This is a genomic window from Planotetraspora sp. GP83 (assembly GCF_041262585.1).
In the GTDB taxonomy this organism is placed as follows: Bacteria; Actinomycetota; Actinomycetes; order Streptosporangiales; family Streptosporangiaceae; genus JAOEGB01.
The window spans coordinates 295,810-309,997 of record NZ_JBGCBZ010000003.1; the positions used below are offsets into that span (position 1 = coordinate 295,810).

Sequence of the window (14,188 nt, forward strand, 5' to 3'; positions counted from 1 at the left end):
GCGGCGCGCGAGCGCCATCAGCTCAGCCCTCGATGGGCTCGGAGGTGAGAAGGCCCTCGCTGACCTCGCGCAGGGCGATGGACAGCGGCTTCTCCTGGGCGTGGGTCTCCACGAGCGGGCCGACGTACTCCAGCAGGCCCTCGCCGAGCTGGGAGTAGTAGGCGTTGATCTGGCGCGCGCGCTTCGCGCCCATGATCACCAGGCTGTACTTGCTGTCGACGATGTCGAGCAGTGAGTCGATGGACGGGTTGGTGATGCCTTCGGCGTAGGCGGCGCTGCTTGCCACGTGTGATTTCCCCTAGCTAGGTGAACGTCCCATCAAGGTTATCAGCCGATGGCACACGTCCTTGACGGATGTGTTGACCAGTGTGAGGTCGAATTCCTTCTCGGCGGCCAGCTCGACCCGCCCGGCCTCCAGCCGGCGGGCGATGACGTCGGGGGGCTCGGTGCCCCGGCCGCGCAGCCGCCGCTCCAGTTCCTCCCAGCTCGGCGGGGCCAGGAAGACGAGCAGGGCCTCGGGCATGCTGCCACGGACCTGCCGCGCGCCCTGGAGGTCGATCTCCAGCAGCGTCGGCACACCGGCCGTGAGCCGTTCCAGCACGGGGGCGCGGGGCGTCCCGTACCGGTTGCCGGCGAACTCGGCCCACTCCAGGAGCTCCCCTGAGGCGGCCAGCCGGTCGAACTCGGCGTCGTCGGTGAAGTAGTACTCCACGCCGTGCGTCTCACCCGGACGTGGTTTCCGGGTTGTCACCGAGACCGACAGCCACACCTCGGGGTGTGACCGCCGGAGCTCGGCGACGACCGTGGACTTCCCGACACCCGACGGGCCGGAGAGGACCGTCAGGCGCCGGTTCTGAGGCATGGAGTCACCGCCACGTGTCCCGGACCCGCTGGAAGCGGCTGCCTGGTGGGCCCGATCCGCAGCGGACCAGGACATGTCGGTCACTCCGTACCCCCGTGATACTTGCTCGTGCGAAGCCGAGATCAGCTCTCGGCGCCGCCGAACTCACGCTCCAAGGACGCGCGCTGGTTGGCGCCGAGACCCCGCACACGGCGGGACTCGGCGATACCAAGGCGCTCCATGAGCTGCTTGGCGCGGACCTTGCCGACGCCAGGGAGCGACTCCAGCAGAGCCGAGACCTTCATCTTGCCGATGACGTCGTCGGTCTGCCCATCCTTCAGCACCTCAGCCAGAGAAACCGCGCCGTGCTTGAGCCGGTTCTTGACCTCGGCACGCTCCTTGCGTGCCTTGGCAGCCTTCTCAAGAGCTGCGGCGCGCTGCTCGGGGGTTAGGGGAGGAAGAGCCACGCCGGGTCACCTCGAATTTCTGTCGATGTACTCGGACGGGAGGGGAAACTAGCTGGTCTATGCCCCATCAGGCAACGTCAAGGCCTGTTTCTGTGCCTACAAAATTGATTCTACTACTTCCGGTAATGGAAAAGTCACGCTTTGTCTACGAAAACCGCTCCATCAGCCATCTAACCGAGCGGCACTCGGAATCCCCCATTCGTCCCCGATTCGCGCTCAGGTGAGGCTCACCCGGCGGAGAGCGGCGGCTATCCCGGCGGCGGCCGCGCCGGGGTCGGCGGACCCCGTGATCGGCCGGCCGATGACGAGAAGATCGGCCCCGTGGCTCAGGGCGTCCTCGGGAGTCGCTACTCTTGCTTGATCCTGAGTGTCGGCGCCGGCGGGCCGCACGCCCGGGGTGATGAGCGTGATGCCGGGGCCGACCTCTGCCCGCACCGCGGCGACCTCGCGCGGTGAGCAGACCAGCGCCTGGGCTCCGGCGCCCACGGCGACGGCGGCCATCCGGCGCACGGCGTCGTCCGGGGGGCCCTGGATGCCGATGGCGGCCAGATCGGCCTCTGAGAGCGACGTGAGAAGCGTCACGGCCGCGATCTGGGTGTTGGGGGCCGCCTCCACGGCCGCCTGGATCATCGCGGGTCCACCGGCCGCGTGGACGGTCAGGATGGCGGGCTTCAGCCGGGAGACGGCACGGGCGGCCGCCGCCACGGTGTTGGGGATGTCATGGAGCTTCAGGTCCAGGAAGACATGCACGCCGCTCGCGCCGCGCACCGACGCGATGACGTCGGGCCCGTAGCGGAGGTAGAGCTCCAGCCCCACCTTCACGGTGGAGACGTGGGGCGTCACCAGGCTCGCCCAGCGGGCCGCGGTCTCCAGGTCGGGCGCGTCCAAGGCCACGGCGATGGGAGCGGGCGTCGTCACAGGGAACTCTCCTCCAGATCGGTTCTGTTGCGGGGTGCGGACCCCGGGGGACGGTGGGCCAGCCCCACGGCGTCGGCCAGGCGGTCGAAGCCGCGCTCCTGGAGAAGCTCCTCGAGCTCCCTGAGGATGCGCGGGCAGGCGTACGGGTCCTGGAACAGGGCGGTGCCCACGGCGACGGCGCAGGCGCCGGCCAGGATGAGCTCCAGCGCGTCCCTGCCGGTCGTCACGCCGCCCATGCCGACGATCGGGACCCCCGGTAGGGCCGCGTGGACCTGCCAGACGCAGCGGACCGCCAGGGGCCGTACTGCGGGGCCGGACAGGCCGCCGGTCCCGGCCGCGAGCGAGGGCCGCATGGTGTCCACGTCGATGCTCATGCCGACCGGCGTGTTGATCATCGCGAGCGCGTCGGCCCCGCCGTCGACGCACGAGCGCGCGACCGCGACGATGTCGGCGACGTCGGGGGCGAGCTTGGCGATCACCGGGACGTCGTACCGCGTCGCCGCGCGCACCGACGCGACGACCTCGGCGGCCGCGGACCCGTCCCGGGCGAAGACCCTGCCGCGGTCCTCGACGTTCGGGCAGGACAGGTTGATCTCGACGGCGGCCACCCCCGGGGCGTCGGCGAGCCGCCGTGCGAGCGCGGTGTACTCGGCGACCGTGCCGCCGCCGATGGAGACCACGGTCCGCGCGCCCCGCTCGGCCAGCCAGGGCAGCTCCTGCTCCAGGAACGCGTCGACGCCGGGGCCCTGGAGGCCCACGGCGTTCAGCAGTCCCGACGGCGTCTCGGCCATCCGGGGCGTCGGCCGCCCGGCCCGGGGAGCCATGGTGATCGACCGGGTGACGAACGCGCCGAGCCGCATGACGTCGTAGAACTGCGCCAGCTCGCGGCCGGTGCCCCCGCATCCGGAGGCCGTCATGACCGGGTTGGGCAGCTCGACATGGGCGAGGTAGCTCCGCAGGTCAACCGCTATGGCCGCTCACCTCGCCCCGCCCTGTCCGCCGGAGGCCCGCTCAGGCATGCCGTCCTCCGGGAGCGCCGAGCGCGTCGAACGGGATTGTTCCGACGTCGTCGAACCGGACCCGCTCGCCCCGGAAGACCGGGCCGTCCGTGCACGCCCGGACCATCCGGGTCACGCCGTCCTCGCCGATCACCGGGACGACGCATGTCATGCACACGCCGATGCCGCAGGCCATGTGCTCCTCCACGGCGACCTGGACCGGGATGTCGAACTCGGCGGTCACGGCCGTCACCCCGCTCAGCATGTCCATGGGCCCGCACGCGTAGACCACGTCGGCCCTCGCGTCGGCGATCACGCCGGGCAGCACGTCGGTCACCCGGCCGCGCATGCCGAGCGAGCCGTCCTCGGTGGTGAGCGTGGTGGTCTCGCCCATGCGGCGGGCCCGGAGCGCGCCGAACACCCGGTCGGCGCTGGGCGCGCCGAGGACGAAGTCGATCCGGCAGCCGCGCTGCTGGAGGGCGTCGCCCAGCGCGAAAAGCGACGCCGAGCCGTACTCGCCGCCGACGAGCACGCAGGTGCAGGGGTCGCGGGGCAGCGGGAACGGCCGGCCGAGCGGGCCGACCAGGTCGAGCGTGTCGCGCGCCCGCAGGTCCGCCAGCCAGGCCGTTCCCGCGCCGCGCACGGTGAAGACCAGCTCCACCGTGCCACCGTAGTCCGGCTTGACGTCGTGGATGGCGAAGGCCCGCCGGGTCAGCATCGAGGTGGTCGGACCGCCGACGGCGACCGTGACGAAGTGGCCGGGGCGGTACCGGTCGGCGATGCCCGGCGCCACCACCGTCAGCGCATGGTAGGCGTCAACCCGGCGCGTCGTCAGCACCGTGCCCGTCACCTGCACCGGACTCCCGGCCACTCCCCTACTCCCTCAGCTGGTCGTCCCCGCTCGGTCCCCCCAAGCTCGGTCCCCAGCCGGCTAGTCCCTCAGCCTCCGCGCGTGCTCCTGGAGCGACCGTACGCCCACGTCGCCCCGGACGATGTGCTGGATGCCCTGAACGGCCGCGGCGAGGCCCTGCACCGTGGTGATGCAGGGGATGCCGCGCAGGACGGCGGCGGTGCGGATCTCGTACCCGTCCAGGCGGGGCCCGGACTGGCCGGGGCTGCCGAACGGGGTGTTCACGATGAGGTCCACCTCCCCGTCCAGGATCCGCCGCACGATCGTGGGCTCACCGCCGGGACCACTCCCGTCGCTGTGCTTGCGCACGATCTTGGCATGGACACCGTTACGGCGCAGCACCTCCGCCGTCCCTTCGGTCGCGAGAATCTCAAACCCCAGATCCGCCAGCGCCTTCACCGGGAAGATCGCCGCCCGCTTGTCCTTGTTGGCCACCGACACGAACGCCCGCCCCTTGGTCGGCAACGGCCCATATGCCCCCGCCTGCGACTTCGCGTACGCGGTGCCGAAGAACTCATCGATGCCCATCACCTCACCGGTGGAGCGCATCTCGGGGCCGAGCACGGTGTCCACCCCGCGGAACCGGTTGAACGGCAGCACCGCCTCCTTCACCGCGATCGGCGCGTCCAACGGCAGCGTGCCGCCATCCCCGGTCGCCGGGAGCATCCCCTCCGCCCGCAGTTCGGCGACGCTCGCGCCGAGCATCACCCGCGCCGCCGCCTTGGCCAGCGGCACCGCCGTCGCCTTGGACACGAAGGGCACCGTACGGCTCGCCCGCGGATTGGCCTCCAGAACGTAGAGCACCCCGGCGGCCATCGCGTACTGCACGTTCAGCAACCCCCGCACCCCGACCCCCCGGGCGATCGCCTCGGTCGCCGCGCGGATCCGCTTGATATCGGAACTCCCCAAGGTGATCGGAGGCAGCGCGCACGCCGAGTCACCCGAATGGATGCCGGCCTCCTCGATGTGCTCCATCACCCCGCCGAGATACAGCTCGGACCCGTCGAACAGGGCGTCCACGTCGATCTCGATCGCGTCGTCGAGGAACTTGTCGATCAGCACCGGGTTGTCCGACGCGCGAACCGCCTTGGCCATGTAGGTGCTCAGGGTGTCGTCGTCGTAGACGATCGCCATCCCCGCCCCGCCCAGCACGTACGACGGCCGGACCAGCACCGGGTAGCCGATCTCGGCCGCGATCTCCCGCGCCCCGGCGACGGTGGTCGCGGTGCCGTGCCTGGGGGCGGGCAGGTTCGCCTCGGCCAGCACCCGCCCGAACGCCCCCCGCTCCTCGGCCAGATGAATCGACTCGGGTGAGGTGCCGACCACCGGCACCCCCGCGTCCTTCAGCGCCTGCGCCAACCCCAGCGGCGTCTGCCCGCCGAGCTGCACGATCACCCCGACCACCGGGCCCGCGGCCTGCTCGGCGTGCACGACCTCCAGCACGTCCTCCAACGTGAGCGGCTCGAAATACAGCCGGTCGGAGGTGTCATAGTCGGTCGAGACCGTCTCGGGGTTGCAGTTGACCATCACCGTCTCGAACCCGGCCTTGGACAGCTCGAACGAGGCGTGCACACACGCGTAGTCGAACTCGATGCCCTGCCCGATCCGGTTCGGCCCACTCCCCAAAATGATCACCTTGGGGCGGTCCCCCGGCGGGACCTCCGACTCCTCGTCATACGTCGAATACAGGTACGGCGTGGCCGCGGCGAACTCCGCCGCGCACGTGTCCACCGTGTTGTAAACCGGCCGCACCCCCAGATCGTGCCGGACCCGCCGCACGTGCGCTTCGGCCAGCCCGAGGATCTCCGCGATCTGCGCGTCGCTGAACCCATACGTCTTCGCCCTGGTCAGCGTCGGGGCGTCGAGCACCTTGATGGAGTGGGCGACCTCGTCGATCGCGAACAACTGGTCCACGAACCACGGATCGATCCACGTCGCCTCGTGAAGCTGCTCCGGGGTCGCACCGGCCCGGATCGCCTGCTGCATCGTGCGCAACCGCCCGTCATGCGGCGTCCGGCACGCCTCCAGCAAGTCCTCCAGAGCACCGGGCTCGCCCGTCCAGGAGAACCAGGAGCCCTTCTTCTCCATCGAGCGCAGCGCCTTCTGCAACGCCTCGGGGAACGACCGCCCGATCGCCATCGCCTCGCCGACCGACTTCATATGCGTCGTCAGCGTCTGATCCGCCCCCGCGAACTTCTCGAACGCGAACCTGGGCACCTTCACCACGATGTAGTCGAGCGACGGCTCGAACGACGCCGGCGTCTCCTTGGTGATGTCGTTGGGCACCTCATCCAGGGTGTACCCGATCGCCAGCTTCGCCGCGATCTTCGCGATCGGGAACCCCGTCGCCTTGGAGGCCAGCGCCGACGACCGCGACACCCGCGGGTTCATCTCAATCACGATCATCCGCCCGCTGGCCGGGTCCACCGCGAACTGGATGTTGCAGCCCCCGGTGTCCACCCCGACCTCGCGGATCACCGCGATCGCCACGTCCCGCATGTTCTGGTACTCGCGGTCGGTCAGCGTCAACGCCGGCGCGACCGTCACACTGTCCCCGGTGTGCACGCCCATCGGGTCGATGTTCTCGATCGAGCAGACGATGACGACGTTGTCGGCCTGGTCGCGCATCACCTCCAGCTCGTACTCCTTCCAGCCGAGGATCGACTCCTCCAGGAGGACCTCGGTGGTCGGAGAGGCGTCCAGGCCCGCCCCGGCGATCCGGCGCAGCTCGGCCTCGTCGTGGGCGAACCCCGAGCCCGCGCCGCCCATCGTGAACGACGGCCGCACCACCACCGGATAGCCCAGCTCCCGCGCGGCGGCCAGGCACTCGTCCATGCTGTGGCAGATCACGCTGCGCGCCGACTCGGCGTTCAGCCCCCGCTCCGCGGCGACCTTCGCGACGATCTCCTTGAACCGCTCCCGGTTCTCCCCCGCCTGGATCGCGTCGAAGTTCGCCCCGATCAGCTCGACGCCGTACTTGTCCAGCACCCCCGCCTCGTGCAGCGCGACCGCCGCGTTCAGCGCGGTCTGCCCGCCCAGCGTGGGCAGCAACGCGTCCGGCCGCTCCTTCGCGATGATCTTCTCGACCATCTCCGGGGTGATCGGCTCCACATAGGTCGCGTCGGCGAACTCCGGATCCGTCATGATCGTCGCCGGGTTGCTGTTCACCAGGACCACCCGGAACCCCTCGGCCCGCAGCACCCGGCAGGCCTGCGTGCCCGAGTAGTCGAACTCGCACGCCTGCCCGATCACGATCGGCCCGGAACCGATCACCATGATCGACTCGATGTCCGTGCGCTTAGGCACCCTTCTCCCCCTTCGTGCGGTCCATCAGCTCACAGAACTCGTCGAACAGGTACGCCGCGTCGTGCGGGCCGGCCGCCGCCTCGGGGTGGTACTGCACGCTGAACGCCGGACGGTCGAGCAGCCGCAGTCCCTCCACGCAGCCGTCGTTGAGGTTCACGTGGCTCACCTCGGCCCGGCCGTACGGCGTCTCGAAGGGCCCGTCGAGCGGGGCCCGGACGGCGAAGCCGTGGTTGTGCGCGGAGATCTCCACCTTGCCGGTCCTGCGGTCCTGCACCGGCTGGTTCACACCCCGGTGGCCGTACCGCAGCTTGTACGTCCCCAGCCCGAGCGCGCGGCCGAGGATCTGGTTGCCGAAGCAGATGCCGAAGAACGGCGTGCCGGAGCCCAGGACCCCGCGCAGGGCCTCGACGGCGTAGTCGGCGGTGGCGGGGTCGCCGGGGCCGTTGGAGAAGAAGACGCCGTCCGGGCGGAGGGCGAGGACGTCGTCCGCCGTCACACTCGCCGGCAGCACGTGCACCTCACAGCCCCGCTCGGCCAGTCGCTGGGGCGTCATCGCCTTGATGCCCAGGTCCACGGCCGCCACCGTGAACCGCTTGGTCCCCCGCGCCGCCACGACGTACGGCTCGGCCGTCGAGACCTCCTTGGCGAGGTCGGCGCCCTCCATGCCGGGCGAGAGCCGTACCCGCTCGATCAGCTCCTCCACGGGTGCCTGAGCCGCACCGGAGAAGATCCCGGCACGCATCGCCCCCCGCTCGCGCAGGTGCCGCGTCAGCGCCCGCGTCCCCCGCATCGCGATGCCCACGACGCCCTGGTCGCGCAGGTAGTCGTCCAGGGTCGTGGTGGACCGCCAGTTGGAGGGGATCCGGGACGGCTCCCGCACCACGTAGCCCGACACCCAGACCCGGCCGGACTCGGGGTCCTCCTCGTTGACGCCGGTGTTCCCGATGTGCGGCGCGGTCATCGCCACGATCTGCCGGTGGTACGACGGGTCGGTGAGGGTCTCCTGGTAGCCCGTCATGCCGGTGTTGAAGACCATCTCCCCGAAGGTCTCCCCCTCGGCGCCATAGGGCGTCCCCTCGAAGACGCGACCGTCCTCGAGCACGAGCAGCGCTGTCATACGAGCTTCCCTTCAAGAACGGTCGGACGGCCGCGGAGGAACGTGGCGACGACGCGCCCCGGGAGCGTCATCCCCTCGTACGGCGTGTTGCGGCTCCGGGAGGCCATGGCCGTGGGGTCCACGAGCGACCGGACCGCCGGGTCGTAGAGCGTGATGTTGGCCGGGGCCCCCGGCTCGATGGGCCGGCCGTGGCCGGCCAGGCGGCCGATCCGCGCCGGGCGCAGCGACATGCGGTCGGCGACTCCGGCCCAGTCGAGCAGGCCGGTCTCGACCATGGCCTCCTGGACGACGGACAGCGCCGTCTCCAGGCCGATCATGCCCATGGCCGCCGCGCCCCACTCGGTCTCCTTGTCCTCGACCGGGTGGGGGGCGTGGTCGGTCGCCACGCAGTCGATCGTGCCGTCGGCGAGCGCCTCCCGCAGCGCCCGCACGTCCTCCCGCGTCCGCAGCGGCGGGTTCACCTTGTAGATCGGGTTGTACGGCCCGACCGGCGAGCTCTCGGCGCAGGAGTCGGTGAGGAGCAGGTGGTGGGGGGTCACCTCGGCGGTGACGTCCCAGCCCTTCGACTTGGCCCAGCGGATGATCTCCACCGAGCCCGCCGTCGAGACGTGGCAGACGTGCAGCCGGGAGCCGACGTGCGCGGCGAGCAGGCAGTCGCGGGCGATGATCGCCTCCTCGGCGACGGCGGGCCAGCCGGTCAGGCCGAGCCTGCCGGACACCTCGCCCTCGTTGAGCTGGGCACCCTCGGTCAGGCGCGGCTCCTGGGCGTGCTGGGCCACGACCCCGTCGAACGCCTTGACGTACTCCAGCGCCCGCCGCATCAGCACGGCGTCGGAGACGCACTTGCCGTCGTCGGAGAAGACGCGGACGCGGGCGGCCGAGTCGGCCATCGCGCCCAGCTCGGCGAGCTGCCTGCCCTCCAGGCCGGAGGTGACCGCGCCGACCGGCTGGACGTCGCAGTGGCCGTACTCCTGGCCGAGCCGCCAGACCTGCTCGACGACCCCGGCCGTGTCGGCGACCGGGGAGGTGTTGGCCATGGCGTGGACGGCGGTGAAGCCGCCGCGGGCCGCCGCCCGGGTGCCGGTCTCGACGGTCTCGGCGTCCTCCCGGCCCGGCTCCCGCAGGTGGGTGTGCAGGTCAACCAGGCCGGGCAGGGCGACCAGGCCGGCCGCGTCGGCGGTCTGATCGGCCGTCGCGCCGCGGAGGTCGCCGACCTCGGCGATCAGGCCGTCCCTGATGAGGATGTCAGCGGGGTCGCCGCCGAGGATCGCGGCGCCCTTGATGAGGATGGTCATGGTCACTCGGCACCTCCGACGGCGGGTTCGGGACGCAGGTCGCAGTCCCCGGGCAGCGGCATCACGGGGATCACTCGGCACCTCCGATGGCCGGTACCGACCCGCCCAGCAGCAGGTAGAGGACGGCCATGCGGACGGTCACGCCGTTGGCGACCTGCTCCACGATGGTCGAGCGCGGCGAGTCGGCCACCTCGGCTGAGATCTCCATGCCGCGGTTCATGGGGCCGGGGTGCATGACGATGGCGTCGTCATGCAGCCGGGCGAAGCGGTCGCGGTCGAGGCCGTAGCGGCGGCTGTACTCCCTCGCGGACGGGAAGTAGGCCGCGTTCATCCGCTCCAACTGCACGCGCAGCATCATCACGACGTCGGACTTCGGGAGCACCGCGTCGAGGTCGTAGGAGACCTGGCAGGGCCACGTCTCGACCGACACCGGGAGCAGTGTGGGGGGCGCGACCAGGGTGACCTCCGCACCGAGGGTGTGCAGCAGCAGGACGTTGGACCGGGCGACCCGGCTGTGCAGCACGTCCCCGACCACGGCGACCTTGAGGCCCTCCAGCCTGCCGAGCCTGCGGCGCATGCTGAAAGCGTCGAGCAGCGCCTGCGTCGGGTGCTCGTGGGTCCCGTCTCCCGCGTTGACCACGCTTCCGCGCACCCAGGTCGCCAGGCGGTGCGGCGCGCCCGAGGCGGCGTGCCTGATGACGACGGCGTCGGCGCCCATGGCCTCAAGGGTGAGCGCGGTGTCCTTGAGCGACTCGCCCTTCGACACGCTCGACCCCTTGGCCGAGAAGTTGATCACATCGGCCGACAGGCGCTTGGCCGCGGCCTCGAACGAGATGCGGGTGCGGGTGGAGTCCTCGAAGAAGAGGTTCACCACCGTGCGGCCGCGCAGCGTGGGCAGCTTCTTGATGGATCGTTCCGAGACCCTCGCCAGCTCTTCGGCCGTGTCGAGGATGAGCAGGGCGTCGTCGCGGGTGAGGTCCCCCGCCGAGATGAGGTGCCGCTTCATCGGCCGTCCTCCTTGATGAGCAGTACGGCGTCGCGCCCGTCGGTCTCCTCCAGGAAGACCTTGACCTTCTCGCTCTTGGAGGTCGGCAGGTTCTTGCCCACGTAGTCGGCGCGGATGGGCAGCTCGCGGTGGCCCCGGTCGACGAGGGTCGCGAGCTGGACGGCACGGGGGCGGCCCACGTCGTTGAGCGCGTCGAGCGCGGCGCGGACGGTCCGGCCGGAGAAGAGCACGTCGTCCACCAGGACGACGGTCCGGCCGTCGACCCCGTCCGGGGGCAGCTCGGTGCGGCCCAGCGGCCGGGCGGGCCGCAGGCGGAGGTCGTCGCGGTACATCGTGATGTCGATGGATCCGACGGGGACCTTGACTCCCTCGAACTGGGCGATGCGCTCCGCGATCCGGCGGGCGAGCGTGGCGCCGCGGGTGGGGATCCCGAGCAGGACCACGCTTTCGGCGCCCTTGGTGCGCTCGAGGATCTCGTGCGCGATCCGGGTCAACGCCCGGTGGATGTCAGGCCCCTCCAGCACTGCACGGGCCGGATTTTGGGCATCAGGCATCAAAAAGTCACCACCTTTCCCGCCTCACGGGACGGGTCTTAAAAGGGTGTCTGGCCGCTCCAGCGTATCAGTACGGCTCCGCACCCCCCTCCCGCCAGCGACGACGCGCGGACTCGCAGGTCGTCCGCCCGCGGCGGCGCGTCCGAAACCCGAGCCGGACTCGGGTGTCGGAGGATTTCGGTCAGAACACTGTTTGGGGCTCTTTTTTCCAATCAGCTTGACCTTTGAGAGTCACGGCTTTACCGTCACTGTCCGTAACCACAACACGCGACCTTCCTGGGTAAAACCCGACGCAGCGGTCACCGAAGGTGCCTGTCTCAGGTGCGAACCCCGGTGTTCGGAACGCTTAGGACAAGGACGCACAATCAAGTGAGAACAGACATAGAAAGCCGGGGGCCACACGATGCCGTCTGACTACGCCAAGTCGCTGGGCGCGCGACTCCGCGCCATCCGCACGCAGCAGGGGTTGTCCCTGCACGGTGTCGAAGAGAAGTCCCGCGGGCGATGGAAGGCCGTCGTCGTGGGCTCCTACGAGCGTGGCGACCGTGCTGTGACCGTGCAGAAGCTCGCTGAGCTCGCCGATTTCTACGGAGTGCCGGTGTCGGAGCTGCTTCCCGGCGGTGCCGCCCCCAGCCCGCTTGCTCCCGCGCCCAAGCTTGTGATCGACCTGGAGCGGCTGTCCCAGCTTCCCAAGGAAAAGGCCGGCCCGCTTGCCCGTTACGCGGCGACTATCCAGAGCCAGCGTGGGGACTACAACGGCAAGGTGCTGTCCATCCGCCAGGAGGACCTGCGCTCCCTCGCGGTCATCTATGACAAGTCGCCGGTCGAGCTGACCGAGGAGTTCATCAGCTGGGGCGTGCTCGACGCGGAGGCCCGCCGCGCCGTCGAGTCCTTCTGACCCTTTCTGACCGAAAGTCGCCTGTCAGGCTCTCCGGGAGCGCCGGACTCACCCGCCCCTTTGGCGTAGTCGCGGGCGGAGGCGCCTCACGGGGAGCACAGGCGTCGGGGCGTCCTAGCCGGCCATCGGGAGGGCGGACTGGCCTGGCACTCCCAGGATCGACTCCACCTGGCTCACGAACTTCTCCGCCTCGACGATGAGCTCCTCGGCGTCCCGGGGAGTGACGACGCGGACCATGCCCGCCTCGGCCGCCGCCCGCTTGGTCGCGCTGACCGCGAAGTAGGCCGCCCAGTCGGCGAGCCTCGGCTCCGCGTCGGGGAGCAGCTCCCACGCGCTGCGCAGCCGCCGCCTCCGCCCGTCCATGGGCCTGGGCCTGGCCGCGAGGACTGCGGCGGCCGCCCGGAGGGCCGCGAGATGCGCCGACACGTAGCGGTCCGCGGGGGTGGGACCCACGGAGGCGTCGGCCAGGCAGGTCCTGGCGTCCGCGAGGTGCGCGAGAACCGTCTGCGAGACCCGAGGCCCGCTGCGCTCGTTCTGTTCCGTCATACCCGGTCCAGTCATGCCCGCCTCCTTGAGTCGTGGCAGCCGGCGGTGGTCGCCGGTGAGATCACAGTCGCAGACCGCACCGACAATTTCGTTCGAGCCGTCGCGCCTTTCTCTCGTATCCGTGGGCGGCCGGACGAGGAGCTTCCCCTCTCCCCGTCCGGCCCACGCCGCGGGCCGTGCCGCGCTCGTCTCCGCCGACGACGAAGGCACGGTACCGCTGGGGTGGGCGCGAGCCGCGAGCCTCACGCCCACTCCATCGAACATAGATTCGACCATGTCCACTGTCAAGCGTGTCAACGAACACGCTTTCGATGAAGACACCCGAAAAGCCGGTCCGAAGACGCCGAAAGCCCCGCGCGACCATGTCGCGCGGGGCCTCCGAAGAGCGCGGAGCCTCCCTGAGAAGGGCCCGTCAGCGGACGAACCTGCCGCGGACGTGCACCGGCACCCCGGTGCCGAGCACGCCGGGCAGGACGTCCGCCACGTGCATCGGCAGCCGCACGCAGCCGTGCGACGCCGGGTAGAGCGGCACCGACAGCGCGCCGTGGAAGGCGATGCCGCCGTTGAAGAAGATCGGGTTATAGAGCTGGCCCAGGTACGACTTGTGCCACCCGCTCTTCCGCCAGGTCGTCTTGAAGTCGCCCGTCGGCGTCCGGGCGTCGCCGGTGAACTTCTGCCGCTTGCCGTTCCACACCGCCCACTCGGTGTACGGAATCCCGCTGCCGGAGGAGATGTGCGTGATCAGCTTCGGGACGCCGCCGAGGTAGAGCACCATGATCTGCTTGGTGAGGTTCACCTCGGCGCGGTCGGGCTTGCCGTTCGGCACCAGGATCGCGGGCGCCTTCGGGTTCTCCAGGGCCGCCCAGGTCTTGCTCGCGACCGTGCTGGTCGGCGCGATGCCCTGGACCTTCTGAAAGGCCCAAACGGCGGTCATGGTGGTCCCGCCGTACTTGCCGTCGGTCTTGCCCGGCACGTAGCCGAGCTCCTTCAGCCGGATCTGCAGCGCCAGGACCGCGGCGCCCTTCGCGCCGATCTTCAGCGTCTTGTGCGGCGCGGTGAACCGGGCGGCGGTCCCGGCGGCGGACGCCGCCGAGGCGGCGACTTCCGTGCGCGCCGCCGTCGTACTCGCGTGCGCGGGAAGAACGCGCGCCTGCGCAGCACCTGTCACGCCGCCCACTGCGAACGTCACGGCCCCCACCGTGACCAGCGCCGCGGCGGCCAGCTGCCGTCGTGCCCCCATCGTGACCAACCTCTCATTCAGGTCATGTTTAGATCAAAGGACCATAGCGCATGGGGCTGGTGGTCCCGATGTGGGACATGAAGCGGTAATCA

Annotated in this window: 14 protein-coding genes; 1 reads left to right on the forward strand and 13 read right to left on the reverse strand. The window is 70.6% G+C overall.

What is annotated here, in order from left to right; translation table 11 throughout:
- Nucleotides 1–22 precede the first annotated feature (22 nt).
- The 11 genes from rpoZ to pyrR all read right to left on the reverse strand — a co-directional run bounded on the left by rpoZ (nt 23) and on the right by pyrR (nt 11,412).
- Nucleotides 23–286 carry a DNA-directed RNA polymerase subunit omega gene (rpoZ, locus tag ABH927_RS06190; RefSeq protein WP_315967813.1) on the reverse strand — a complete coding sequence of 88 codons (264 nt, stop codon included), beginning with the start codon at nt 284–286 and terminating at the stop codon, nt 23–25.
- Nucleotides 287–298: 12 nt separating this feature from the next.
- Nucleotides 299–862 (reverse strand): guanylate kinase, encoded by a 564-nt coding sequence (gmk, locus tag ABH927_RS06195; protein WP_370018860.1) that lies wholly within the window; start codon nt 860–862, stop codon nt 299–301.
- A gap of 122 nt (nt 863–984) precedes the next feature.
- A complete protein-coding gene (mihF, locus tag ABH927_RS06200; RefSeq protein ID WP_030450375.1) occupies nt 985–1,308 on the reverse strand; it encodes an integration host factor, actinobacterial type in 324 nt (107 codons plus the stop codon).
- Nucleotides 1,309–1,524: 216 nt separating this feature from the next.
- Entirely contained in the window at nt 1,525–2,226 is a 702-nt protein-coding gene (gene pyrF, locus ABH927_RS06205; RefSeq protein WP_370018863.1) for an orotidine-5'-phosphate decarboxylase, read from the reverse strand.
- The gene (locus tag ABH927_RS06210; RefSeq protein ID WP_370019054.1) at nt 2,223–3,197 is read right to left on the reverse strand and encodes a dihydroorotate dehydrogenase; all 975 of its coding nucleotides are present in this window, start codon (nt 3,195–3,197) and stop codon (nt 2,223–2,225) included. The genes pyrF and ABH927_RS06210 overlap by 4 nt, the downstream gene beginning before the upstream one ends.
- 40 nt (nt 3,198–3,237) lie before the next feature.
- The gene (locus ABH927_RS06215; RefSeq protein WP_370018865.1) at nt 3,238–4,095 is read right to left on the reverse strand and encodes a dihydroorotate dehydrogenase electron transfer subunit; all 858 of its coding nucleotides are present in this window, start codon (nt 4,093–4,095) and stop codon (nt 3,238–3,240) included.
- Between the two features lie 60 nt (nt 4,096–4,155).
- Nucleotides 4,156–7,440 (reverse strand): carbamoyl-phosphate synthase large subunit, encoded by a 3,285-nt coding sequence (gene carB / locus ABH927_RS06220; protein ID WP_370018867.1) that lies wholly within the window; start codon nt 7,438–7,440, stop codon nt 4,156–4,158.
- Complete coding sequence (gene carA, locus ABH927_RS06225) at nt 7,433–8,557, reverse strand: glutamine-hydrolyzing carbamoyl-phosphate synthase small subunit (RefSeq protein WP_370018869.1); 1,125 nt, start codon at nt 8,555–8,557, stop codon at nt 7,433–7,435. Before carA ends, carB begins: the two co-directional genes overlap by 8 nt.
- Complete coding sequence (locus tag ABH927_RS06230) at nt 8,554–9,852, reverse strand: dihydroorotase (protein WP_370018871.1); 1,299 nt, start codon at nt 9,850–9,852, stop codon at nt 8,554–8,556. Before ABH927_RS06230 ends, carA begins: the two co-directional genes overlap by 4 nt.
- 70 nt (nt 9,853–9,922) lie before the next feature.
- On the reverse strand, nt 9,923–10,858 hold the full coding sequence (locus ABH927_RS06235; RefSeq protein WP_370018873.1) for an aspartate carbamoyltransferase catalytic subunit: 936 nt from the start codon (nt 10,856–10,858) through the stop codon (nt 9,923–9,925).
- A complete protein-coding gene (gene pyrR / locus ABH927_RS06240) occupies nt 10,855–11,412 on the reverse strand; it encodes a bifunctional pyr operon transcriptional regulator/uracil phosphoribosyltransferase PyrR (RefSeq protein WP_370018875.1) in 558 nt (185 codons plus the stop codon). The genes ABH927_RS06235 and pyrR overlap by 4 nt, the downstream gene beginning before the upstream one ends.
- A gap of 403 nt (nt 11,413–11,815) precedes the next feature.
- Here pyrR and ABH927_RS06245 point away from each other — a divergent pair, with 403 nt between their 5' ends.
- Complete coding sequence (locus ABH927_RS06245) at nt 11,816–12,310, forward strand: transcriptional regulator (RefSeq protein WP_203880615.1); 495 nt, start codon at nt 11,816–11,818, stop codon at nt 12,308–12,310.
- A gap of 114 nt (nt 12,311–12,424) precedes the next feature.
- Here the strand turns inward: ABH927_RS06245 and ABH927_RS06250 are convergent, their stop codons facing one another.
- Together ABH927_RS06250 and ABH927_RS06255 are read right to left on the reverse strand one after the other, a co-directional pair.
- Complete coding sequence (locus ABH927_RS06250; RefSeq protein WP_370018877.1) at nt 12,425–12,871, reverse strand: SAV_6107 family HEPN domain-containing protein; 447 nt, start codon at nt 12,869–12,871, stop codon at nt 12,425–12,427.
- 397 nt (nt 12,872–13,268) lie between these two features.
- Nucleotides 13,269–14,096 carry a L,D-transpeptidase family protein gene (locus ABH927_RS06255; RefSeq protein ID WP_370018878.1) on the reverse strand — a complete coding sequence of 276 codons (828 nt, stop codon included), beginning with the start codon at nt 14,094–14,096 and terminating at the stop codon, nt 13,269–13,271.
- Nucleotides 14,097–14,188: the final 92 nt, after the last annotated feature.

Excerpts from the sequence above, each read along its gene's own strand:
- gmk (WP_370018860.1), bottom strand. The coding sequence starts at position 862 with ATGCCTCAGAACCGGCGCCTGACGGTCCTCTCCGGCCCGTCGGGTGTC.
- carA (WP_370018869.1), bottom strand. The coding sequence starts at position 8,557 with ATGACAGCGCTGCTCGTGCTCGAGGACGGTCGCGTCTTCGAGGGGACG.
- ABH927_RS06230 (WP_370018871.1), bottom strand. The coding sequence starts at position 9,852 with ATGACCATCCTCATCAAGGGCGCCGCGATCCTCGGCGGCGACCCCGCT.
- ABH927_RS06235 (WP_370018873.1), bottom strand. The coding sequence starts at position 10,858 with ATGAAGCGGCACCTCATCTCGGCGGGGGACCTCACCCGCGACGACGCC.
- pyrR (WP_370018875.1), bottom strand. The coding sequence starts at position 11,412 with ATGCCTGATGCCCAAAATCCGGCCCGTGCAGTGCTGGAGGGGCCTGAC.
- ABH927_RS06245 (WP_203880615.1), top strand. The coding sequence starts at position 11,816 with ATGCCGTCTGACTACGCCAAGTCGCTGGGCGCGCGACTCCGCGCCATC.
- ABH927_RS06250 (WP_370018877.1), bottom strand. The coding sequence starts at position 12,871 with ATGACTGGACCGGGTATGACGGAACAGAACGAGCGCAGCGGGCCTCGG.
- ABH927_RS06255 (WP_370018878.1), bottom strand. The coding sequence starts at position 14,096 with ATGGGGGCACGACGGCAGCTGGCCGCCGCGGCGCTGGTCACGGTGGGG.